At 62.2% G+C, this 23,643-nt stretch carries 22 protein-coding genes; 9 read left to right on the top strand and 13 right to left on the bottom strand.

The features are described from left to right. Window position 1 precedes the first annotated feature (1 nt). The 5 genes from AC5O5I_RS13235 to AC5O5I_RS13215 all read left to right on the top strand — a co-directional run bounded on the left by AC5O5I_RS13235 (window position 2) and on the right by AC5O5I_RS13215 (window position 5,222). Window positions 2–343, top strand: coding sequence for an AtuA-related protein (locus AC5O5I_RS13235; RefSeq protein WP_347275855.1), 342 nt, complete (start codon window positions 2–4; stop codon window positions 341–343). A 12-nt stretch (window positions 344–355) separates the two neighbouring features. Further along, entirely contained in the window at window positions 356–1,537 is a 1,182-nt protein-coding gene (locus tag AC5O5I_RS13230; protein ID WP_209965893.1) for a lipid-transfer protein, read from the top strand. 95 nt (window positions 1,538–1,632) lie between these two features. After that, window positions 1,633–2,847, top strand: coding sequence for a CaiB/BaiF CoA transferase family protein (locus tag AC5O5I_RS13225; RefSeq protein WP_209965891.1), 1,215 nt, complete (start codon window positions 1,633–1,635; stop codon window positions 2,845–2,847). A 14-nt stretch (window positions 2,848–2,861) separates the two neighbouring features. Continuing rightward, window positions 2,862–4,019: a CaiB/BaiF CoA transferase family protein gene (locus tag AC5O5I_RS13220; protein WP_209965890.1), complete on the top strand. Its 1,158-nt coding sequence runs from the start codon at window positions 2,862–2,864 to the stop codon at window positions 4,017–4,019. Window positions 4,020–4,064: 45 nt separating this feature from the next. Next, a complete protein-coding gene (locus tag AC5O5I_RS13215; protein ID WP_209965888.1) occupies window positions 4,065–5,222 on the top strand; it encodes a CaiB/BaiF CoA transferase family protein in 1,158 nt (385 codons plus the stop codon). A gap of 196 nt (window positions 5,223–5,418) precedes the next feature. On the opposite strand, the gene AC5O5I_RS13210 is transcribed toward AC5O5I_RS13215, so the two are convergent. Together AC5O5I_RS13210 and AC5O5I_RS13205 are read right to left on the bottom strand one after the other, a co-directional pair. Then, entirely contained in the window at window positions 5,419–6,570 is a 1,152-nt protein-coding gene (locus AC5O5I_RS13210) for an NADH-dependent flavin oxidoreductase (protein WP_209965886.1), read from the bottom strand. A gap of 141 nt (window positions 6,571–6,711) precedes the next feature. After that, window positions 6,712–7,662, bottom strand: a complete 951-nt coding sequence (locus AC5O5I_RS13205) for a LysR family transcriptional regulator (protein WP_209965883.1) — start codon at window positions 7,660–7,662, stop codon at window positions 6,712–6,714. Between the two features lie 171 nt (window positions 7,663–7,833). Between AC5O5I_RS13205 and AC5O5I_RS13200 the strand changes: the two genes are divergently transcribed. The 3 genes from AC5O5I_RS13200 (at window position 7,834) to AC5O5I_RS13190 (ending at window position 10,234) form a co-directional block, all read left to right on the top strand. Continuing rightward, window positions 7,834–8,751 carry an alpha/beta hydrolase gene (locus AC5O5I_RS13200; protein ID WP_209965880.1) on the top strand — a complete coding sequence of 306 codons (918 nt, stop codon included), beginning with the start codon at window positions 7,834–7,836 and terminating at the stop codon, window positions 8,749–8,751. Between the two features lie 58 nt (window positions 8,752–8,809). Beyond that, window positions 8,810–9,445 (top strand): SDR family oxidoreductase, encoded by a 636-nt coding sequence (locus AC5O5I_RS13195; protein ID WP_209965879.1) that lies wholly within the window; start codon window positions 8,810–8,812, stop codon window positions 9,443–9,445. Window positions 9,446–9,565: 120 nt separating this feature from the next. Continuing rightward, complete coding sequence (locus AC5O5I_RS13190) at window positions 9,566–10,234, top strand: flavodoxin family protein (RefSeq protein ID WP_209965877.1); 669 nt, start codon at window positions 9,566–9,568, stop codon at window positions 10,232–10,234. A 106-nt stretch (window positions 10,235–10,340) separates the two neighbouring features. Here the strand turns inward: AC5O5I_RS13190 and AC5O5I_RS13185 are convergent, their stop codons facing one another. From AC5O5I_RS13185 to AC5O5I_RS13135, 11 genes are all read right to left on the bottom strand, one after another. Beyond that, window positions 10,341–11,675, bottom strand: a complete 1,335-nt coding sequence (locus AC5O5I_RS13185) for an MFS transporter (protein WP_209965874.1) — start codon at window positions 11,673–11,675, stop codon at window positions 10,341–10,343. Between the two features lie 163 nt (window positions 11,676–11,838). Next, entirely contained in the window at window positions 11,839–13,041 is a 1,203-nt protein-coding gene (locus AC5O5I_RS13180; protein ID WP_209965872.1) for an acetyl-CoA C-acetyltransferase, read from the bottom strand. A gap of 12 nt (window positions 13,042–13,053) precedes the next feature. Further along, on the bottom strand, window positions 13,054–13,983 hold the full coding sequence (locus tag AC5O5I_RS13175; RefSeq protein WP_209965871.1) for an electron transfer flavoprotein subunit alpha/FixB family protein: 930 nt from the start codon (window positions 13,981–13,983) through the stop codon (window positions 13,054–13,056). Continuing rightward, window positions 13,983–14,732: an electron transfer flavoprotein subunit beta/FixA family protein gene (locus tag AC5O5I_RS13170; protein ID WP_209965868.1), complete on the bottom strand. Its 750-nt coding sequence runs from the start codon at window positions 14,730–14,732 to the stop codon at window positions 13,983–13,985. The genes AC5O5I_RS13175 and AC5O5I_RS13170 overlap by 1 nt, the downstream gene beginning before the upstream one ends. Further along, a complete protein-coding gene (locus AC5O5I_RS13165; protein ID WP_209965865.1) occupies window positions 14,729–15,556 on the bottom strand; it encodes an HpcH/HpaI aldolase/citrate lyase family protein in 828 nt (275 codons plus the stop codon). The genes AC5O5I_RS13170 and AC5O5I_RS13165 overlap by 4 nt, the downstream gene beginning before the upstream one ends. After that, the gene (locus tag AC5O5I_RS13160; protein WP_209965863.1) at window positions 15,550–16,395 is read right to left on the bottom strand and encodes an HTD2 family dehydratase; all 846 of its coding nucleotides are present in this window, start codon (window positions 16,393–16,395) and stop codon (window positions 15,550–15,552) included. The genes AC5O5I_RS13165 and AC5O5I_RS13160 overlap by 7 nt, the downstream gene beginning before the upstream one ends. 10 nt (window positions 16,396–16,405) lie before the next feature. After that, a complete protein-coding gene (locus AC5O5I_RS13155) occupies window positions 16,406–17,572 on the bottom strand; it encodes an acyl-CoA dehydrogenase family protein (RefSeq protein WP_209965861.1) in 1,167 nt (388 codons plus the stop codon). A 22-nt stretch (window positions 17,573–17,594) separates the two neighbouring features. After that, window positions 17,595–18,500, bottom strand: a complete 906-nt coding sequence (locus tag AC5O5I_RS13150) for an SDR family NAD(P)-dependent oxidoreductase (RefSeq protein WP_494512701.1) — start codon at window positions 18,498–18,500, stop codon at window positions 17,595–17,597. Between the two features lie 21 nt (window positions 18,501–18,521). Further along, window positions 18,522–19,661 (bottom strand): acyl-CoA dehydrogenase family protein, encoded by a 1,140-nt coding sequence (locus tag AC5O5I_RS13145; RefSeq protein WP_209969810.1) that lies wholly within the window; start codon window positions 19,659–19,661, stop codon window positions 18,522–18,524. A gap of 28 nt (window positions 19,662–19,689) precedes the next feature. Beyond that, window positions 19,690–20,760, bottom strand: coding sequence for an acyl-CoA dehydrogenase family protein (locus AC5O5I_RS13140; RefSeq protein ID WP_494512700.1), 1,071 nt, complete (start codon window positions 20,758–20,760; stop codon window positions 19,690–19,692). A 29-nt stretch (window positions 20,761–20,789) separates the two neighbouring features. Beyond that, a complete protein-coding gene (locus AC5O5I_RS13135) occupies window positions 20,790–21,659 on the bottom strand; it encodes a MaoC family dehydratase (RefSeq protein WP_241791887.1) in 870 nt (289 codons plus the stop codon). Window positions 21,660–21,966: 307 nt separating this feature from the next. Between AC5O5I_RS13135 and AC5O5I_RS13130 the strand changes: the two genes are divergently transcribed. Then, a complete protein-coding gene (locus AC5O5I_RS13130) occupies window positions 21,967–23,619 on the top strand; it encodes an electron transfer flavoprotein-ubiquinone oxidoreductase (protein ID WP_494512761.1) in 1,653 nt (550 codons plus the stop codon). Window positions 23,620–23,643 lie beyond the last annotated feature (24 nt).

The following is a 23,643-nucleotide window of genomic DNA, read 5'->3' as shown; positions in this document are numbered from 1 at the left end:
AATGGCCAAGCTGCAACTGAAAGACCTGGTATACGCCCGCTCTGGCGACAAGGGCGACATCAGCAACATTGCTGTCATCGCCAAAGAGCCGCGCTTCTACCCCTTGCTGCAAAAGCACCTGACCGCAGAGCGCGTCAAGGCGTTCTTCGGCGAAATGTCCAAGGGGCCGGTGGAGCGTTATGAGGTACGCACCCTGCACGCGATGAACTTCGTGCTGCGTAACTCGCTCGGCGGCGGCGCCACACGCAGTCTGCGTATCGACTTCACCGGCAAGACCATGTGCCAGGCCATCCTGCGCATCGTTCTGGATGTCGATGAAAGCGATCTGCAGTTGATGCATTGAAGGAGAACCGACATGGGTAACAAAGCCAGAATCATTGGCGTGAACATGGTCAAGTTCGCCAAGCCAGGGGCGCATGAGCCCTACGAGGTCATGGGCGCCAAGGCCATCCAGGGTGCTTTGGAGGACGCCGGCATCCGCTACGATCAGGTGCAGCAGGCCTTTGCCGGCTACGTCTATGGCGACAGCACCTGCGGCCAGCGGGTGGCCTATGGCGTGGGAATGACCGGCATTCCGGTGTTCAACCTGAACAACTACTGCGCCTCCGGTTCCTCTGCGCTGTTCCTGGCACGCCAGGCTGTAGAGGCAGGTGTCGTCGAGTGTGCATTGGCGTTCGGCTTCGAGGAGATGCAACCAGGCGCACTGGGCAGTGCCTTCACTGATCGCACATCCCCCGTGGGCTGGATCCATGAGCGGCGCGATGTGCTGGCACCGCAACTGCCACAGGAGGCCCCGCGAGCGATCAAGGCATTCGGTGCAGCTGGATGGGAATACATCAACCGCTATGGTGCCAACCCGGACATCTTTGCCAAGGTGGCCGTGAAGACCCGTAGCCATGCAGTGAACAACCCCTACTCCCTATTCAACAAGCCCTTGACGGTCGAGGAGGTGCTGGCGGCTGCGCCGATGTATCCTCACATGACCCGTTTGATGGCCTGCCCTCCCACCTGCGGTGCAGCAGCGGCGATCGTTTGCAGTGAAGCCTTTGCCACCCGCCACGGCATCACCAATGCCGTGGAGATCGTGGCCCAGTCGATGACGACCGACACCGAGGCCAGCAAGCTCGATCTGCTGAACCTGGTGGGTGCCGATATGACCCGCAGCGCCGCGCAGCAGGTCTACGAGGCGGCCGGTATTGGCCCGCAGGACGTGAACGTCGTGGAGTTGCACGATTGCTTCACGCCCAACGAGGTCATCAGCTACGAAGGCCTGGGGCTGTGCCCGGAGGGCGGCGCGGAGCAGTTCATCGCCGACAGGGACAACACCTATGGCGGCAAGTATGTCGTCAACCCGTCGGGTGGTCTGATGTCCAAGGGTCACCCCCTCGGTGCCACAGGCCTGGCCCAGTGCACCGAACTGGTCTGGCACCTGCGTGGCCAGGCCGGTAAACGCCAGGTGGAGAACGCTCGGATTGCATTGCAGCACAACATCGGCCTAGGTGGTGCCTGCGTGGTGACGATGTACCGGCGGACCTGATGGAGCCAGACCGGGCCTGGCCATCAGGCCATGTCCGGTCTCACGGCTAACCGCTGACGCTTTGATATCCAATAACAACAATCGGAGTAACCGACATGGCAGGACCACTTTCCGGGGTACGGGTACTGGACCTGACCTCTAATTTCATGGGCCCCTATGCCTCACTGCTGATGGCGGACATGGGCGCGGACATCTGCAAGATCGAGGCTCCCGGTGGTGACCCCACGCGCGGCGTCGGACCCTGCCGTAACTCAGGCATGAGCGCAATCTTCCTGCACCTGAACCGCAACAAACGCAGTGCCGTGCTGGACCTCAAGCACCCGGAGGCTGCACAAGCCCTCCAGCACATGCTGGCCTCCGCCGATGTGGTGTTGCATAGCCTGCGCCCCAAGGCAATGGCCAAGCTCGGGCTGACCTACGATGATGTCCGCAAGATCAACCCACGCATCATCTACTGCGGCGCTTTTGGCTTCGGACAGAACGGCCCTTACGCTGACCGCCCTGCCTACGACGACCTGATCCAGGCAGCTGTGGGCATGCCAGTGCTGCAAGCGCGCAAATCTGGCCCACCCTCCTACGTCGCCACAGCCATCGCTGACCGGATCGTCGGTATGGCAACCTGCAACGCGGTAGCGATGGCACTCTATTACCGCGAAAAGACCGGGCACGGACAATCGGTGGAAGTGCCGATGTTCGAAACTTTCGCTCACTTCGTGATGGGCGACCACCTGTACGGCCATACCTTCGAGCCGCCGATCGGCGACTGGGGCTACGCCCGCATGATGAGTGCCGAACGCCGTCCCTACCAGACGCAGGATGGCTACCTGGGCGTGAACATCTACACCGACCGCCACTGGCAGCGCTTCTTCCTCGCCGTCGGTCGCCCCGACATGGCTGACGACCCTCGCTACGGCACGATCTTCGGCCGTACCGAGAACATCGGCTACCTCTACAAGTTCCTGGCCGACACCTTCGAAACCAAGACGACTGCGCAGTGGCTGAGCATCCTGACTGAAGCCGACATTCCCGTCATCGAGATGAACACCCCTGAGACACTGCTGCATGACCCGCACATGGAAGCCGTCAACTTCTTCCAGGTGCAACAGCACCCGAGCGAAGGCCTGTTGCGCATGCTGGGTATCCCGCAACAGTGGAGCGAGAGCCAACCGGAGCAGCGCTACCCCGCTCCGCGCCTAGGCGAGCACACGGTGCAATTGCTGACCGAGTATGGCTTGACGACAGAACAGGCCCAACAGGTGGTGCAGTCCGGGGGTGCCGTGCAAGCCTCCATCGATACGGCCAGCGCGTGAGTAAGGAGCCCCCAATGCAAAAGGATCCCCGAGCAGACCTGCCCCTGGCCGGCATCACCGTGGTCGAACTGGGTGACAGCGCTTCTGCGCCATTTGCCGGCCACGTCCTTGCCGGCCTGGGTGCACAGGTCTGGAAGGTGGAGCGTCCGGCCGGCGACTCCTCCCGCAGTTGGGGCCCCAGCCAATGGAAAGGCAGCGGCGCCGCGTTCCACGCCATCAACCGCGGCAAGCGCTCCATCTGCCTGGACATCAAGGACCCGGTGCAACTGGCCACTCTGCATGACCTCATCGAGGGCCATGCCGATGTCTTCCTGCACAACCTGCGCCCGGGCAGTGCCGAGCGGTACCACCTGGACCCTGACAGCCTGCGCCAGCGCAAGCCTGACCTGGTGGTGTGCGAAGTTGGTGCCTATGGGCATCTGGGCCCCTTGAGCAAGCTGCCCGGCTACGACCCGTTGATGCAGGCGTTTTCCGGCATCATGACGCTCACCGGCGAGGACGGCCAGGCGCCTGTGCGCGCCGGTGTCTCCATCTGCGATTTCGGCACCGGCATGTGGGCCGTAATCGGTATCGCCGCCGCCCTTGTGCGTCGTGAGCGCAAGCAAATCGGCGCGACCGTCAACAGTTCGCTGCTGGAAACCGCGATCGCCTGGATGTCCATTGGTATCGCCAACTACGCCGCCGACGGCAACCCCGGTGGTCGACATGGTTCGGGCGTGGCCTTCATCGTGCCGCACCGTGCCTACGAGGCGGCAGACGGCCACGCCATCATCAGTGCGGCCAACGACACACTGTTTGCCCGCCTGTGCGATGCCCTGGGTCATCCCGAATGGGCCACCGACCCCAGGTTCGCCACCAATGCCGGGCGCATCGCCAACCGCAAGGCGATCGACGGGCTGATCGGCGAGCGCATGAAACAGCACAGGCGCGATCACTGGCAGAAACACTTCGATGCCCTCGGCCTGCCTTGCGCCTCGGTGCAAACCACCGAAGAACTCTACACCCATGAGCAAACCCGTGCCTTGGGTATCCTGGGCAGAACGGGCGAAGACGAGATCGAGCTGGTGGGCATGCCCCTTTCGTTCGACCGCCAGCGTCCACCCGCCCTGGCCTCGGCCCCCGAAATCGGCCAGGACAACGCACGCCTCCACCAGTTGCTGCAAGGTGCCTGATCAATGCGGGCACCCGTGCACCTTCACTCCTCATTGGATGGATTCATGAACAAGCAAGCTCAAGGCCCATTGAAGGGTGTCAAGATCGTCGAAATAGGTGGCATCGGCCCGGCCCCGTTCTGCTGCATGCTGCTGGCCGACCTGGGCGCTGAGGTCGTGCGCATCGACCGGCCTGCAGGCCATGATGGCGGCGCCCCTGTCGATGCACGTTTCGACCTGCTCAATCGTAGCCGGCGCAGCGTGCAGATGAACCTCAAACAGCCCGAGGCAGTGGCCGCGGTGCTGCGCCTGGTGGAACAGGCCGACGTGCTGGTGGAAGGCTTCCGCCCTGGTGTGATGGAGCGCCTGGGGCTGGGGCCCGAGGTCTGCCTGAGTGCCAACCCCCACCTGGTCTACGGCCGCATGACCGGCTGGGGCCAGGACGGCCCGCTGGCCCAGGCGCCGGGCCATGACGTCAACTACATCGCGCTGACCGGTGCCCTGCACGCCATGGGGCGCGCTGGCGAGGCGCCGGCGATTCCGCTGAACCTGGTGGGCGACTTCGGTGGTGGCTCGCTTTACCTTGCATTGGGCATCCTCAGTGCTCTGCTCGAGGCGCGCGCCTCAGGCCAGGGCCAGGTGGTGGATGCGGCCATGGTTGATGGCGCCGCCTCGTTGATGACCCTGGTCTATGGTTTCCATGCCGCGGGGTACTGGAAGGATGAGCGCGGCACCAACCGGCTCGACTCCGGCGCCCCCTGGTACAACGTCTATGAAACCCAGGACGGCAAGCACGTCAGCATCGCCGCCAACGAAGGGCGCTTCTACCGCGAAGCCCTGGGCGTGCTGGGCCTGGAGGAACGGGATCTACCAGCGCAGCACGATCAGGCCGGCTGGCCGCTGATGAAGCAGCGCTTCGCTGAGGTGTTCAAGACCCGTACGCGTGAGGAATGGACGGCGCTGGCCGCGGGTACCCAGTCCTGCATCGTGCCGGTGCTGTCGCTGGCCGAGGCACCGCAGCACACCCACGTGCAGCAACGCGGCAGCTTCGTGGAAGTTGATGGTGTGCTCCAGCCGGCGCCGGCGCCGCGCTTTAGCCGTACACCGGGCGCTATCCAGAACCCCCCACCACATCCTGGCCAGGATGCAGATACGGTGCTGGCCGACTGGGGCTTCTCGGCGCAGGAGCAACAGTGCCTACGCGCGGCAGGGGCCGTGCTCTAGGACGAACTTACCTGGGCCGGCATGCGGCCCTTCGCGGGTAAACCCGCTCCTACAGACCAGGTGTTACCCACGACATACACCTTCACTGCAGGAGCGGGTTTACCCCCGAGAGGCTGCCAATTCAACTGACTTAAGAACGGAACGTCATCGTTCCTGCCTCAGGACGCCATACCCCTGGCGCGAACGACAACGCCGATCAAGCAACTGTTTCAACCTTCTTGCTCACAGGAATCCACCCTGGCGCCGCCTCCACAGCTCGCAACAGACCCGCGGGGATGGATAACACCGCGCGCTTTTCCAGATCCAGTTCCTGACGGATTTGCGCACCGCAGCCCGACTGTGCCAATCCTACCCAGTCAGCGTTCATTACCAGCCCCTTGCCTATACCTGCCAGCGACAGCCCCAGGTCAAGCGCGGCCTGGGCCTGTTTGGGGGTGCGCAGCATGCCTGCCGCAAGTATTGGCACGCGCTTGTCGACGTGAGCAACGACCTGTTCCACGGTGAGGCGGGAGTCCGCTCCCAGCGGGCGCGCACCCAGAACGTCATTGAGCGAGACGTGTAAATAGTCGATGCCTTCGGCAATCAGCCCATCCACCAGCGCGCAGATGTCCGGCACTCGATAGCCGCCATCCTCGCGTTCCTCGGGTGAGATGCGGTAGCCCAATACAAACGGCCCCTTGGCATGGGCGGCAATCACCCGCTTCGCCTCCCGCACCACAGCCAGCGCGAAGCGCATGCGGTTTTCCGGTGAGCCACCCCATTCGTCATCGCGCTGGTTGTAGCGTGGCGAGAAGAAGTTCTGCAGCAAGAAACCGTGCGCACCATGCAGCTCTACCCCATCGAACCCCGCTTCGATGGCCCGGCGGGTAGCTTCGCCGAAGGCATGCACCATCTCAAAAATCTCGTCACGTGATAAAGCCCGGGGTGCCACATCGCCCCGGTTGAAGGGGCCGGCCAGTGCATTGACGGCACTGGCACTCACCAGTTCACCTCCTGGTACCGCCTCCACCACCGCCTTGTTGCCCGCATGGAAGATTTGCAGGACCGCCGCAGCGCCGCCACTCTTGGCGGCCTCAGCCAGCCGCTGCAAGCTGGGAATGAAGCGGTCGTCGTAGGCGGCGAACTCGTCGGTGAAACCGATGCCATTCTCCGTCACATGCGTACACCCCGTGATGACCATGCCCACGCCCTGGGCGCGGCGGCGGTAATAGTCCACCTCCGCATCCGAGACGGTGCCGTCGGGGTTGGCAGACCACGTGGTCATAGGCGCCATGACGACACGGTTGCGCAGCGTCAAGCCGCTATGGAGAGCGAAAGGTTGGAACAGGGTGGTGTGTTCAGAAGTCATTTAGAAACCTTGGCGCAACGCAGGCGCCCCAAAAGAAAGTCACAAGACCTTCAATCTGAGGCCAAAGCGGCCGCGAGCCAAGATTTCCAATCTACACAACAGTATTCAGTCCAGATTGACAATGAAGCGTGAGAATGCCGCTCAGCGCACCCGTTTCGTCTTGGAAGACGGCTGTCGCAGGGCTGCCATGCCCTCGCGCTTCTCGACCAGGAAGTCAATCAAGGCACGCACCTTGGCGGGCATCTGCGCGCGGGTCGGCGCATAGATGTAGAAACCCGCGAAGGGCTTGCACCAGGGCTGCAGCACACGTACCAGCGCACCCGAGTCCAAATGTCGCTGCACGGCAATGTCGATGTGCTGGATAAGGCCCACGTTCTGCAATGCGGCGCGGATCATGCCGTCATCGTCGTTCGTGATGACGCTGCCCTGCGGCTCTACTGTGAAGGCATGCCCGTCTTCTCCCGGTGCAGTGAACTCCCATGGCAGGATCGCACCACCCGGCATCCGAAACCGCAGGCAGTTGTGCTGCGCCAGATCGGCGGGGGTGGCCGGTTGCCCATGGCGCTCGAAATAGGCGGGCGTGCCCACCACCGCCATCTCCAGCGCCGACGTGATCGGCACGGCCACCATGTGCTCGGCCAGACTCTCGCCCACGCGGATGCCCGCATCGCAGCCGTCGGCCACGATGTTGGCCAGCGCATCATCGGCGACCAGCTCCAGTTGGAGTTTGGGGTAGCGGGAGCAGAATTCCTCCAGATGCGGCTCCAGCAGGGTTTTAGCCGCCACGCGGGAAGTATTCACCCGCACCAGGCCCGAAGGCTCATCGCGTGCGTCATGCATGGTGCGCACCGTGCGTTCCACCGCAATCAGCGCCGGATACCACACGTCATAAAGCCGCTGGCCTTCCTCGGTCAGCGACATGTCCCGCGTCGTGCGGTACAGCAGCTTGACGTTCAGGCGCCGTTCCAGCGCCTTCACGTTCTGCGACAGATTGGCCCGTGAGACGCCCATTTCCGCCGCCGCCTTGGTGAAGCTGCGGTGATGGGCGACGTGCGCAAACCAGGCCAGGGAAGGCAGTAATGACGGATCCATGCGTTGCTCATTGTCAATTTTAAAATACAACTGTAGTACAGATTGATGGCTATGACGAATCAATGATCCAGCCTAAAGTGGCTCCATCGCTGCTTGGCCGCACGTCCTTTTGAGGAATGCGACCCGGCAATTTTCACTCAGCGGCCTATCAACGGCCACCAGGAGCCCATCATGCAAAGCGTCAAGATCAAGACCACCTACTGGGACATCGCAGCAGACCTGCATTTCCCGCCAAACTTCGACGAGAAGAAGAAGCACCCAGCGATCATCAGCGCCCACCCCATCGGTAGCTGCAAGGAGCAGACCGCTGGAAATGTCTATGGCAAGGCACTGGCAGAAGCCGGGTTTGTCGTCATCGCCTTCGACCGCAGCACGCAAGGCCAGAGCGGTGGTGAGCCCCGCTACATTGAAGACCCGGCCATGGCCGTGGAAGACTTCAGCCGGGTCATGGACTACCTGGTCACCTTGCCCTACGTGGATGCCGACCGCATCGGTGTGCTGGGCATCTGCGGCGGCGGTGGCTATGCCATCAATGCAACCATGATCGAGCGGCGCATCAAGGCCCTGGTCAGCATCACCGGTGTCAACTACGGCCGCCTGTGCCGCGAAGGCTTCAGCGGTTTCGACCCGATTGGCCAGATGGAAGCTGTGGCCCAGCAACGCACCGCCGAAGCCCGGAGCGAGGCGCTCAAGGTTGACCTGTTCGTTCCGCCCTCCATGGATGCGGTCGCCCAGGCGGGGATCACGGACATCGATGTTCTCGGTGCCACGGACTACTACCGCAACCGCTGCGTCAACGACAACGCCGGCACGCGCGGGCTGTTCTCGCGCCGCGCTGCCTCCGCCGGCTGGGATGCCTTCCATCTGGCCGAAACGCTGCTGACAACGCCGATGATGGTGGTGGTCGGCGACAAGCCGGGCGGCTTCGGCGCCTATCGCGATGGCCTGGAGATCTACGCGCGCGCCGCTTCGAAGGTCAAGGAACTGGTCGTCGTCGAGGGTACTTCGCACTACGAGTTGTACGACCAGCCGGCCCCTGTCGGCCAGGCACTGGCCAAGGTGATCCCGTTCTATCAGCAGAACCTCTGAGCGAGAGAGGCAAGATGGTCACCAAAGCATTCAGCCAATGAATGAAGGAGTTACTGAAATGACCAAAGTATTGATTCTGGGCGCCAGCGGCCAGATCGCGCGATATGCCGTGCAGATGCTTGGCGAGCGTCAGGATGTCGAGCAGACGCTGCTTGTGCGCGATCCCAAGAAGCTGACCAGCACCGAACCCGCCAATGCCCGTATCGCCATCGGCGATGTGATGGACAAGAAGCTGCTGCCCCAGCTCATGGAGGGGCAGGATGTGGTTTATGCCAACCTGGCGGGCGATGTGGACCAGCAGACCGCGCACATCTTGGCGGTGATGAAGGCCAAGGGCGTCAAGCGTCTGATCTTCGTGAACTCGCTGGGCATTTACGACGAAGTGCCAGGCAAGTTTGGCGAATGGAACCGCAATGAAATTGGACAGTACCTGCCGCCGTACCGTGCGTCCGCGGACCTGATCGAGGCCTCGGAGACTGACTACACCATCCTGCGCGCCGCCTGGCTCCAGGACGAGGACGAGGTGGATTACGAGGTCACCAGCCGCGATGAGCCCTTCAAGGGCACCGAAGTGTCGCGCAAGAGCGTGGCCGCACTGGTGAGCGAGTTGGTGATGAGCCCCAGCCTGCTGGTGCGTGCCAACGTGGGGGTGAACAAGCCCAACACCGATGGCGACAAGCCTGCCTTCGTCTAAGCGAGCCGTTCTGCTCGACGCGATCGACCACTCGACTGTTTCGGCTCGGACAATAGTCCGGGCCAGAAAATCGGGTCATCGGTGGCTCTATTCACCAATGGTCACTGCATGAGATAGCCCATGTCCCTACTGCACTGGATTCTTACCGCGCTGGCGCTCGCGCTGCTGTCGATGTTCGCCTACCTGTATGCTGTGACCTGGATCGAAAGCCGCCAGGCTCGGCAGTTCGAACGCAAGTACCCCAACGCATCGGTCACCGCGGACATCTCGCCCACCTCACGAACGGCAGTGGTGTATTTCTCGCGCTCGGGGAACACTGCATTGGTCGCGCGCCATGTAACCCAACGACTCAATGCGACACTGGTTCCCCTGGATGCGCCCGACTACCGGTTAGGTATGGGTGGCTTGGCGCACGCCGTCATGGACGCGAACACACGCAGATCGAAGCCTGAGGTACTGCCGGACATCACCCCGCGCACCATCGACCTGAAACCGTTCGATACGGTCTGGCTTGGCTCGCCCGTGTGGCTCTATAGCCCCGCACCGCCGATCTGGGCGTTTGTCGAGCACAACCGCTTCGACGGCCAACGCGTGGTGCTCTTCAACACCTTCAACAGCCACATCGGCGATGACTACATCGTCAAGCTCAAGGCAAAGGTGATGGAGCGTGGTGCTCGGTCATTCGAGCATAAGCGTGTGCTGCGCGGGCGCATGACGCAGCAACTCACGCCCGAACAGATGTTGCAGGCCATTGATGAGCAATGGTTTGGCCCCCAAGCCGGGTCTTGAGTGCCCCCCTTGCACTGGCGATCGAGCGCCGCCCGGGCGGCGCTGTCAGCCATTTCCGATTTCGCGAAGAACTACAAATCATCGGGGCATTGGGGCGTTGCAGGCATCAGACTTCCTGGCAATTCTTGCCCACTGCTTCTGCCGTATCGAACCTGGAAACCGGGTTAGGAATAAAGGACACGACTGCCGCCGCAATCACTGCTGGCAACGCAAAGGCATAGAAATTCCATTGATGATCAAGGTTGGCGCCTACGATCCAGCCACCGATCATCGGCCCCAGGATCGCACCCGCCCGCCCGATGCCCAATACAGCGCCTACTGCCGCGCCGCGACATGAGGTCGGGAAATAAGCTCCCAGGAACCCATACAGCAAAGTGGTCGAGCCGATGGTACCAAGACCTGCGCCAAACACCGCGCACATCAGCCAGAACGCATCGAGCTTCTGGCTCAACGCCAATAGCGACAAGGCGCCAATCAGGTAGTACGGCACCAGCACTTTCTTCGAGCCGATGCGATCGGCGAACGCAGCACCGGCCAGGTTGCCGACGACCGCGCCCAGTTGTAGCACCAACAGAAACTGCAACGACGACCCCAGCGCATAGCCCGCTTGCCGCATCAGATGCGGCAACCAGGTATTGAGCCCATAAATGATCAGTTGGGTGCAGAACATCCCGCAGATGAACAGTACAGCCACACCTCGGAAGCCACTGGAGAACAGCAACCTGTAGCCAATTTTCCCCTCTGCGACGGGTTGCACCTTGTGCTGGAAGGCCTGCTCCTGGAGAACCTGTTCGAAATCCATCCCGTAACGGTGTGCCAGCGCTTTAGCCTCTTCGAGACGACCTCGGCCAACTAGAAAATTCACCGACTCAGGCAGCAAAAAGTACATCACCGGCAGAACCACGATATACAACCCTCCCAAGGCGTATAGCGTGCGCCAACTATGCTCCGGCAACAGGGCGATTGCGGCCAGTGCGGAAACGATGCCTCCCACCGCGTAACCGGTCAGCATAATACCGTTGTACAACTGGCGCCGGTGCCGTGGGGCATACTCGATCGTCAAGGCCACGGCGCACGGCACCACGCCGCCAAGGCCGATACCACACAAAAAGCGGAAGACGCCGAGCATATGCGGCGACTGCGCGGTGGCGCACAAGGCCGAGCCCACCGAAAACCAGAGGACACCAATCATGAGCAGGTTGCGACGACCGAGCCGGTCGGTCAGCCACCCGGTCAACAGGAAGCCCACCATCAGACCGGCCAGCGTCCAGCCCCCAATCATCCCGGCCATTGCCGGTGTCATATTCCAGCCAGGTTCTTCCATCAAGCTCGGGACAGTCGCCCCATAAATGATCAGGTCGTAGCCGTCAGCCACGATCGTCAGGAAACACAGGATGACCACGAGCAGCCCGCTTCGTGTTGAAACCGTTGCTTGCCTCATTGCGCTTGCCTCCAGCCAGGCACGGACTCCCATGTCCGCAACGACAAGGAGGACCGGGCCCAACATTTCAGGTAATTGTTTTTGTTGTTCGATAGGTACCGACCAGAAGGCCGTCCCATCCGCGTGGCAAACCGTTCTTCGTGAGTCTCGACAAGCTCGCTGCCTATCGCCCCACACGTTCGAAGATGGCGGCCAAGCCCTGGCCACCGCCGATGCACATGGTCTCCAGGGCATAGCGCCCCTGGCGACGCTGCAGCTCATGCAGCACCGAGGTCATGATGCGCATGCCCGTAGCACCCACCGGATGCCCCAGGGAGATGCCCGAACCATTCACATTGAGCCGGTCCGGGTCGTTCCAACCCCAACCCTTGAGCACCGCCAGCACCTGGCAGGCAAAGGCCTCGTTGACCTCCACCAGGTCCATCTGCTCGAAGCCAAGCCCGGTACGGGCGAACAGCTTGTTCACCGCCGGTACCGGTCCGATGCCCATGGTCGCTGGCTCGCAACCGGCCGCCGCCCAACTGTGCAGGTAGCCGATCGGCTCCAGGCCCAACTCCTCCAGCTTATCCTCGGCCACCACCAGGCAGGCTGCCGCGGCGTCGTTCTGCTGGGAGGCGTTGCCGGCGGTGACCGTACCGCCCTTGCTCAGCGTGCGCAGGCCGGCCAGTTTTTCGAGCGTGGTGTCACCACGCACGCCCTCATCGCGGGTCACCCACAGCGGCTCGCCGCGCTTCTGCGGCACGCTGACCGGTACGATCTCGTCATCGAAACGCCCGGCCTCCCAGGCGGCGGCAGCGCGTTGCTGGCTGCGTGCGGCAAAAGCGTCGGACGCCTCACGGCTGATGCCGTATTCGCGAGCCAGGTTCTCGGCAGTCTCGATCATTCCCGAGATACGGCCGAAGCGGTGCTCCGGCTGCGAACGCTCGCGGCCCCGATCCAGGCGGTCGTGCAGCGTCACGGAGCCGGCCTTGGAGCCCCAGCGCATGTCAGTGCTGTAGTACTCGATGTTGCTCATGCTCTCTACGCCACCGGCGAGTACCACGTCGGCGGCGCCGGTCTGCACCATCATCGCGGCGCTGACCAGGGCCTGCAGGCCACCGCCACAACGGCGGTCCAGCTGCATGCCCGGCACGCTCACCGGCAGCCCCGCCTCCAGGGCAATCCAGCGGCCCACGCAGGGAGTTTCGGAGTTGGCATAGGACTGGGCGAACACCACATCATCGATACGCTCAGGGTCCAGCCTGGTTTGCGCCAGGATGGCTTTGACCACCTCCGCGCCCAGGCGCTCCACTGGCACGCCGCGCAGGCTGCCGCCAAATGTCCCAACCGCGGTTCGGCGCGGTGCCACGATCGCTGCTCTTCTCATCGTTGCCTCTCCTCAGAGCGCGTCTTGCAGTTGCGGGACCAACTCGAACAGGTCGCCCACCAGGCCGTAATCGGCGACCTGGAAGATCGGCGCTTCTTCGTCTTTGTTGATCGCCACGATCACCTTGGAGTCCTTCATGCCCGCCAGGTGCTGGATCGCGCCGGAGATACCGACGGCGATGTACAGCTGCGGCGCGACGATCTTGCCGGTCTGGCCGACTTGCATGTCGTTGGGGGCATACCCCGCGTCGACTGCGGCGCGCGAGGCACCGACAGCGGCGCCGAGCTTGTCCGCAAGGGTGTACAGCAGGCTGAAATTGTCCCCGCTCTGCATGCCCCGACCACCGGAAACGACGATCTTGGCTCCGGTCAGTTCGGGGCGGTCCGACTTGGCCAGTTGCTCGCCCACGAAGCGGGACAACCCCTTTTGGAGGCTCACCTCGACTGTCTCGATGCTCGCGCTCCCGCCTTCGGCCGCTACCGGGTCAAAGCCCGTGGCACGCACACTGATCACCTTGACCGGGGCCGAGGACTGCACGGTGGCAATGGCATTACCAGCGTAGATCGGGCGCTTGAAGGTGTCCGGGCTGACCACCTCTATGATTTCGGAGATCTGGTCCACATCCATCAGCGCCGCCGCGCGTGGCAGATAGTTCTTGCCATTGGTGGTGGCCGGGGCCAGCACATGGCTGAAGCCCTTGCCCAGCGCCGCCACCATGGACGCTACATGCTCGGCCAGCAGGTTGGCATAGGCTTCGTTGTCAGCGACCAGCACCTTGCTGACGCCCTCGACCTTGGCTGCCGCCTGCGCGACCGCATCGACCTGGTGGCCGGCCACCAGAACGGCGATGTTGTCATCGATTTTCCGGGCAGCGGCCACGGTATTCAGTGTGACGGCGGCCAGGGCGCCATTGCTGTGTTCAGCGATTACCAGGACGGCCATCAGATCACCTTCGCTTCGTTCTTGAGTTTTTCGACCAGCTCGGCCACGGTTTTCACCTTGATGCCGCCACTGCGTACCGCTGGCGCTTCGACTTTCAGGGTCTTGACCGTCAAGGTGATGGTGACGCCCAGCGCCTCAGGCGTCAGGGTCTCCAGTGGTTTTTTCTTGGCCTTCATGATGTTTGGCAGCGACGCATAGCGCGGCTCGTTCAGGCGCAGGTCAGTGGTCACGATCGCTGGAAGGGTCAACTCCAGGGTCTGCAGGCCACCATCGATTTCACGGGTGACGTTCAACGTGTCACCTGCCAGTTCCACCTTGGAAGCGAAAGTGCCCTGGGCATAGCCGGTCAGCGCAGCCAGCATCTGGCCGGTCTGGTTGTTGTCGCTGTCGATGGCTTGCTTGCCAAGGATCACCAGCCGAGGCTGCTCTTTGTCGACCACGGCCTTGAGCGCCTTGGCGATGGCCAACGAGCTCAGATCGTCACTCGCCTCCACCAGGATGGCGCGGTCGGCGCCCAGGGCCAAGGCCGTGCGCAACTGCTCCTGAGCAGCGTTCGAAGCGACGCTCACCACTACCACTTCACTGGCGATGCCTTGCTCCTTGAGCCGGACGGCTTCTTCCACTGCGATCTCGCAGAACGGGTTGAGGGCCATTTTCACACTGGTCAGTTCAACGCCGGACTGGTCCGCCTTGACGCGGACCTTCACGTTGAAATCGACCACGCGCTTGACTGCTACGAGGACTTTCATGCTTGAACATCTCCAACAGAGCTGGAACGGGAAAGAATGCGACGTGCTCGCTCGATCAGGGGGCGATCGACCATTGCGCCGTCAACTTGAACAGCGCCACCATCGCGGATGGCCTCCAGAACGCGGCACGCCCAATTGACGGACTGCGCGTCTGGCAGGAACGCTTCGATGATTGGGGCTACTTGGCGGGGATGGATCGCCAGCTTGCCGCCAAAGCCCATTTCGGCAGCCACCTGAGCATCCTGCAGAACCACATTCGGCTCATCGAATACTGTCGTGACCCCCTCCAGCGGGGATGGCAGGCCTGCCAGGCAAGACTTCAGCAGCAGGGCACTGCGGAAGTAGCTCAACGCTTCACGGCTGGGATGACAGCCCAAGTCCAGGGCCAAATCCAAAGAGCCGAACGCTGCCTGGACAACGCCGGGCTCTCTCAACAACCAGGCCAGATCCTCGAAAGCCGCAGCGGTTTCGATCAAGGCGATGATCGGCACTTGGCGGCCTAGCAAGGCATGCACAAGGCGAATGTCTGCGGCCGTTTCGGCTTTTGCCAGCATCAACGCATCGAAACTGACATCGCGCAGTGCCGAGAGGTCTTCCTGGAAATGCGCGCTTGAACTGGCATTCACTCTGATAATGACAGGGACATTATCGATCCCGTGGTTGGCTACCGACTCCCTGGCCAATGACCGGGCGTTAGGCGCTACGGCGTCCTCCAGGTCAAGGATTACAGCATCAGCCCCGCTGTAGGCCGCTTTAGCGAAACGCTCAGGGCGATCACCGGGCACGAACAGGGGCGCCAACGGCGGGCGATATTCTTTCAACATGTCGCAGTTGCCTCCATGTTCACATTACCATCTGCGTCTTGCGTCCACGCACGTAACCCCTCGCCCAGCGAGCTACGGGATACTGCGGCGCGAAACACCGGGCCGGCGATAAGCGGTACCAGACCGCGATAATCAAAGTGCGACGGCACCTTGCCCGCATGGCGTGCCGCCAGGTTGAAGAGCAGGCTGGCCTGCAATGGCCCCTGTACGACCAAGCCTTGATAACCTTCCACTTCGGTGGCGTAGGGCAGGTCGTAATGGATGCGATGGGCATTGAAGGTCAACGCCGAATACCGCATAAGCAGCGTGGGAGGCGTCTCTATCCAATGCTCCCATTCTCCTACCTGCGTGACGCCGCCTTTGGGTGCGGGGCCCGGAGCCGCTGGGGCGCGGTAAACGATGTCCTGCCGTTCTCGGATCGCTACCCTGCCTTTACAGGAAAGTTCGTGGTCAACGGTCACGAAGCACAGCTTGCCGCTACGGCCCTCTTTGAAACGGATGTCTCTTATTGTCGATAGTCGACGAATCAGCTTGCCAATGGGCAACGGTTCAAGCGTTTGCACCTCGCCACCCGCCCACATGCGACGCGGCAATAATACTGGCGGCAGAAACCCTCCTCGCCGCGGATGCCCGTCCTCTCCCAGCTCTGCCATGCTCGCCGCTGCTGGACTGGGTGCAAGGCACCAATGCAAGCCTGGCGGTGCATACCCATCGGCGTCCCAAAGATGCGGACCCAAGGTGGCACGATAGGCCTCAAGCATTTGAGGACTGATGACCGCCGAACAACGCTCCTGTCGCCCTACCCATCCCTGCAATTGTCCAAGATCGAGTTCACTCATCACCTTGTCCTCAGAAAGAGCGCGGCATCTCGAGCAGGTGCTCGGCGACATAGCTGAGAATCAGGTTTGTAGAGATAGGCGCAACTTGATACAGGCGTGTCTCACGGAACTTGCGTTCTACGTCATACTCGTTCGCAAAGCCGAAGCCACCATGGGTCTGCAGGCAAGCGTTGGCTGCCTCCCAACTGGCCTTGGCTGCCAGGTACTTGGCCATGTTGGCCGCCGCACCGGCATTGCGGCCACTGTCGTACTCTTCACACGCGCGCCAACGCATTAGGTCGGCGGCCTCGATCTCGATATGGGCTTCGGCGATGGGGAATTGCACACCTTGGTTCTGCCCAATCGGGCGGCCAAAGACGACACGATCGCGGGCATACGCACTGGCCTTTTCGACGAACCAGCGACCATCGCCGATGCATTCGGCGGCGATCAGCGTGCGCTCCGCATTGAGTCCATCGAGAATGTAGCGGAAGCCCTTGCCCTCTTCGCCGATCAAGCTGCTGGCCGGAATTTCCAGGTTGTCGAAAAACAGCTCGTTGGTCTCGTGGTTCACCAGGTTGGCGATCGGCTGGACCGTCAAGCCATTGCCAATGGCCTCGCGCAGGTCGACCAGGAAGATCGACATGCCATCGACCTTCTTCTTCACCTCCGCCAACGGCGTGGTGCGAGCCAGCAGAATCATCAAATCCGAGTGCTGCACCCGGGAGATCCACACCTTCTGCCCATTGATGATGTACTTGTCGCCTTGGCGCACTGCGGTGGTCTTGATCTTGGTGGTGTCGGTGCCGGTGGTCGGCTCAGTCACGCCCATCGACTGCAAACGCAGTTCGCCGCTGGCCAGCTTTGGCAGGTAATGGCGCTTCTGCTCTTCACTGCCGTTACGCAGCAGGGTGAACATGTTGTACATCTGCCCATGGATGGTGCCGGAGTTACCACCGCAGTGATTGACCTCCTCCAAAATCACCGATGCCTCAGCGAGTCCCAAGCCCGAGCCGCCATATTCTTCCGGGATCATCGCCGACAGCCAGCCCGCCTCCGTCATGGCCGTGACGAAGGCTTCCGGGAAACCTTTTTGCTCGTCGATCTTGCGCCAGTATTCGGCGGGGAACTCCGCGCACAGGGCACGGACGCCCTCACGGATGTCTTGGTAGTGCTGTTGGGTGTGTGTGGCAGTCATAAAACTCAACCTCATGAACGCGTTAAACCGGGTCCCAGCAAAAGACGTCCGCGCTGACCTGCAGCGAGGTGAAAGAGCCGGTGAGCGCTGGCATGCCATGCTCTGCGATGGCCTGGGCAGTCCAGCCTTCGCCTTGCTGCACCGAGCGCACCGGGCGGTTCTGGCCCATCAGGAAGATCTCGTTGCGGCGCACGGTGAACACCTGGCCGTTCACGTCCTTGGCCTGGTCCGACAGCAGGTACACCGCCAGCGGAGCATTCTTTTCCGGCGTCATCTGCTTCAAGCGCTCGACCCGGGCCTTTTCTTCCGCCGTCACATCCGGTATCGCGCTGGTCATGCGGCTCCAGGCGAATGGCGCCAGGCAGTTGGAGCGCACGTTGAAGCGCTGCATGTCCAGCGCGATGGATTTGCTCAGTGCCACCATCCCCAGCTTGGCCGCCGAGTAGTTGGCCTGGCCGACGTTGCCGATCAGCGCCGAAGTGCTGACCATGTGCACGAAGGCCCCGCTGCTCTGTGCGCGAAAACGCTCGGCGGCGGCACGGCTGACGAAGAAGCTGCCGTTCAGGTGCACCTGGATCACTGACTGCCAATCCTCGACACTCATCTTGTGGAAGATCACGTCGCGGATGATGCCGGCGTTGTTCACAACGCCATCGATACGGCCAAAGCTGTCCATGGCGCAGGTGATGATGTTCTGCGCGCCATTCCAGTCGGCCACGCTGTCGGTGTTGATCACCGCGCGACCACCGAGGCCTTCGATCAGTTTCAACGTCTCCTGGGCCGGGGTGGACGAGCCGCCCTCGCCGCCCAGGGACACGCCCACGTCATTGATCACCACCGAGGCGCCGGCACGTGCCATTTCCACGGCGATGGCCCGGCCGATGCCGCCACCGGCACCGGTGACCACCACTACTTTGTTGTCGAGCATGTCGTTCTCTCCGTCGATCGGTTACAGGCCGAGCATCGCTTTGGCCAGGATGTTGCGCTGGATCTCCGAGCTGCCGCCGTAGATGGTCGCGGGGCGCGCCTGGAGGAACAGGCCGGTGGGGTTCAGGTTGCCGTTGCCCTCGATCGGCTCCAGATAGGCGGCGTATTCCCCGGCGATCTCCAGCATGTAGTCGGTGATGCGCTGGAATAGCTCGGTCTGGTGCACCTTGAGCAGCGACACGTCGGCGCCCAAGTTCTCGCCCCGGCGCAGGCGCTCGGCGAAGGTCTCGAACAGCAGCTTGTGGTCGTCCAGGTCCAGGCGCAGGCGGGTCAGGCGGTCGCGGAAACCCGGCTCGTCGTGAAGGCCCAAGTGCTCGCCGAGCACTTCCAGGCGGGTCAGGGCATTGGCCGACTGCTTGGGCGAGCCGAGGAAGATGCGCTCGAAGCCCAGCAGCGCCTTAGCCATGGTCCAGCCAGCATTCATTTCGCCAACCAGGTTGGCCTTGGGCACGCGCACATCGTCGAAGAACACCTCGCAGAGCTCGTCGTGCAGGTCCAGGTTGAGGATCGGCCGCACGGTCACGCCGGGGCTGTCCATCGGCACCAGCAGGAAACTGATGCCCTCCTGCTTCTTCGCCGTCTTGTCGGTGCGCACCAGCAGGAAGATCCAGTCGGCGTCGGTGGCCAGGGTGGTCCAGATTTTCTGGCCGTTGACCACCCATTCGTCATCGTCGAGCACCGCTTCTGTGCGCAGGCTGGCCAGGTCGGAGCCAGCGTTGGGCTCGCTGTAGCCCTGGCACCAGATGTGCTCGCCGGAAAGGATGCGCGGCAGGAAGTACTGCTGTTGCTCGGGTGAGCCGTAGCGGATTAGCAGCGGGCCGAGCAACATGATGCCGTGGTCCGGGGTACGGGCCACGCCGTGGTTCTCGAATTCCTCGGTATAGATCAGCTGCTTGGCCGCCGAAAGGCCCATGCCACCGAACTCACGGGGCCAGCCCGGGCAAAGCCAGCCGTGCTCGGAGAGGGTCATGTACCAATCCTTGACCTCTTCCCAATGCAGGCGTTTGGGTAAGTCGCGCAGCGCTTCGGGAAAGTGCGCATGCAGGAATTCGCGTACGGCTTGGCGGAAGGCATCGTCGCTCAGGGCGTTGAAATCGGGCAGTTGTGGTGTGTCGCTCATGGTCGGGTCCTCAGGCGCTGGCCAGGCGTGGCATGCAGGCGTCGTAACGACGACGGTGCTGGTCGGATGAGCCGTACAGGTTGGCCAGGGTCATGGCTTTGCGCAGGTACAGGCCCACGTCGCACTCGTCGGTGTAGCCAATGGCGCCGTGCAACTGCACGGCCTGGCGGGTCACCAGCAAGGCGGCATCGGCGGCGCGGGCCTTGGCCCGGGAAACGGCCGCGCGGCGCTGGGTGGCTGGGGCGCCTGCGTCACAGGTAGCCGCCGCCGCGTCCAGGCTGGCGCGCCACAAGGCCAGTTGCAGCTTCAAGTCCACGGCGCGGTGCTGCAGGGCCTGGAAATTGCCGATGGTCTGGCCGAACTGCTTGCGGGTGCGCAGGTACTCCAGGGTCAGGGCGAAGGCCTGTTCGGCGGCGCCCAGCAGGTAGGCGGCGGTGCCCAAGGCGGCTTCGTCAAGGGCGTCGGCCAGGGCCTGGGCCTGCAGTGGCAAGGTTTCGGCCGGGGCGCTATCCAGCTGCAGGTGGCCGAAGTGGCCGCCGTCCTGAGTGGTGACGATTTCCAACTTCACGCCCGGGGCCTTGGCGTCCACCAGGGCCAGGCCATCGGGGGTGCTGACCAAAAAGCCGTCGGCGCTAGCGGCCATGGGGATGCACAGCTTGCGCCCCCTGACCTTGCCGTTGTGCAGTCGGGTGCCGCCTTCAGCGGCTTCGAGGTTGTCGAACTGCTCTTGCAAGGCTGGCAGCAGCAGGCGCTCACCGCTCAGTTGTGCAGCCAGTTGTTCACCATCAAGCAAGCGCGCCGCCAGCACCGCCGGTACGAAGGGCTCGGGCAGCAAGGCGGCGCCGAACACCTCCAGCAAGGCGCAGTACTCGGCCATGCCCAAGCCAATGCCGCCCTGAGCTTCGGGCAACGACAAGCCTAGCCAGCCGTTGTCGGCCATCTCGCGCCATACCGCGCCGTCGAACCCCGGCACCTGGTAGCGCAGGCCGCGCACTCGGGCCAGCTCGCTGGCCGGGGCGAACGCCACCGCGCTGTCGCGGATCATGCGGATGTTTTCCAAACGTTCTTCAGACGAATGCATCTCGGTCTCCTGATAGCCTGGTAATGAATTCAGTTCTGGGTAGAGGTCGGGGCAAATGTCGCCAGGCCGTTGCTCACCACCAGGGCGTCACGTTCCAGGACACGCGCACGGAAGGAGCCGTCGCGCCAAATCTCACTGCGAATGGTTTCCCCTGGCAGCACCGGCGCAGAAAAACGCAGCGCCATGCTGCGCAAGGCGCCGGCGTCATAATTGCCAAGGGTCTTGAGCAGGGCGTGGCACACCACGCCAAAGGTGCACAACCCGTGTAGAATCGGCCGGCTGAAGCCCGCCGCGCGGGCCACGGCAGGGTCTGCATGCAACGGGTTGTCGTCGCCATTGATTCGGTAATAGAGGGCTTGCTCCGGCCGGGTGGGAAGGTCCACGCAGAAGTCGGGCTCTGCGTCCGGCACCTGGTGGCTGCTGCGCAGTGGCGTGCTATCTCCACCAAAGCCTCCGCCACCACGCAGGAATGTCGTGCTCAGCGTGCTCGCCAGCAATTGCCCACTCTCAGCGTTACGCACTTCTTTTTGCGTGTAGAGCAAGGCGCCCTGCCCCGGCCCTTTGTCAGCCACCCCGAGGATCTTGGTCGATCCGATCACCTGCCCTTCCACGGGAAGCGGGGCATGCAGGGTAATTTCCTGCTCGCCATGCACCACACACTTGGGGTCCACGCCCGAACGTGGGTCGCCCAGCCAGAAGCCAGGGTGCCCGAGCACCAGTGCCATCGAAGGCATGGCGTTCAGGTCGCGACGGAAGTCGACATAGCCCAATTGCCGCTCGTCCAACGGGTCGCAACCCATCCCGACAGACAGTGCATAGAGCGCCGTCTGTTGTCGGGTCAGGGTTTGGCGGACCACAGGGATCGGATAATCAAGCAGCTTTTCAATCTCGATGGGCATGATGCCATCCCCTTGTTCTTGTCGCTGTTCATGACTTGAGGGGATGTTTCAGCAAGCGAACTTCCAATTCAATTTACGAATTCGAAAGTGCCTCCTCGGTGAATCCGCATTGCAATTCATCAATCGTCAGGGCCACGCATGGCCCACCCATGACCTGGCATGCGCATTGGTTCTGTTCAACGAATCGGAAGTGCCACTTGGCGTTTCATAAATTGAATTCTTGTATCACCTGCCGAATCATTCGACCCATGGGGCAGTGCCTGGGCATGCCTGGGTGGATATCGAATCGCTACAGAGAGGTCGAGCAGTGGAACGGGAATCAATGGAGTTCGATGTAGTCATCGTCGGAGCCGGCCCATCGGGCCTGGCCGCGGCTTGCAGACTCAAGCAGAAGGCGTTGGAAACGGGCCAGCAGATCAATGTCTGCGTGGTCGAAAAGGGCTCTGAAGTTGGTGCCCATATCCTGTCCGGTGCCATCTTCGAGCCCCGCGCATTGAATGAGCTTTTCCCCGATTGGCAAGCGCTCGGCGCACCGTTGATCACACCGGTAAAGCGCGACGACATCTACTTTCTCCGGGACGCAGAGCGGGCCAGCAAAGTCCCTAATTTCTTTGTTCCTCGTACCATGCACAACCAAGGAAACTTCATCATTTCGTTGGGCAACCTGTGCCGCTGGCTGGCACAACAGGCCGAAGCCTTGGGTGTGGAAATCTACCCCGGATTCGCCGCTCAAGAAGCGCTGATCGATGAACATGGCCGAGTGTGCGGGATCGTCACCGGTGATCTGGGCGTAGATCGTGACGGCCAACCCAAGGCAGGTTATTACACACCTGGCATGGAACTACGCGGCAAATACACCTTGTTCGCGGAGGGTTGCCGTGGGCATATCGGCAAGCAACTGATCAAGCGCTTCGACCTCGACAGCGAGGCTGATGCGCAACACTACGGCCTTGGCATCAAGGAAATCTGGGACATCGATCCGGCGCGACACGAGCCTGGCCTGGTGGTGCACACGGCCGGGTGGCCGCTGAATGACGAGAACCCCGGCGGCTCGTTCCTCTACCACCTGGAAAACAATCAGGTGGTGGTTGGGCTGATCGTCGACCTGTCCTACAGCAACCCCCATCTGTCACCGTTTGACGAGTTCCAGCGCTACAAGCACCACCCGGTGATCAGCCAGTATCTGGAAGGCGGCAAGCGTGTCAGTTACGGCGCCCGGGCTATCTGCAAGGGTGGGTTGAACGCATTGCCCAAGATGGTTTGCCCAGGCGGTGCACTGATCGGCTGTGATCTGGGGACCTTGAACTTTGCCAAGATCAAGGGCAGCCACACCGCAATGAAGTCGGGCATGCTTGCAGCAGAGGCCATCGCGCAAGCGTTACAGGCAGGACGTAGCGGCGACGAACTGTTTGAGTATGTCGAAGGCTTCAAGGCCAGTTGGCTACATGACGAACTACTGCGCAGTCGCAACTTCGGGGCCGCCCTCCACAAGTTTGGTGCGATCGCAGGCGGCGCCTTCAACTTCATTGATCAGAACCTGTTCGGCGGCAAACTCCCGTTCACCCTTCGCGATACCCGCCCGGACCACAGCTGCCTCAAACCGGCTAGCAAGGCACCACGGATCGAATACCCGAAACCGGATGGCAAGCTGAGTTTCGACAAGCTCTCATCGGTGTTTCTTTCCAGTACCAACCACGAGGAAGACCAGCCGGTTCACCTCAAGCTTGCCGACCCTAACCTGCCTATCAACAACAACCTGCCCCTTTTCGATGAGCCCGCTCAACGCTATTGCCCCGCGGGCGTGTATGAAATCGTCGCGGCAGAAAATGGCGATATGCGCCTGCAGATCAATGCGCAGAACTGCCTGCACTGCAAGACCTGCGATATCAAGGACCCCGCCCAGAACATCACTTGGGTTGCCCCGGAAGGAACCGGCGGCCCCAACTATCCCAACATGTAACCTTTTCCCGACAGGACGCACGCC

This window comes from Pseudomonas sp. 9_2_1 (genome assembly GCF_059295275.1).
Note: the sequence above shows the minus strand (reverse complement) of the source record. Positions and strands in the feature narration are given on the sequence as shown.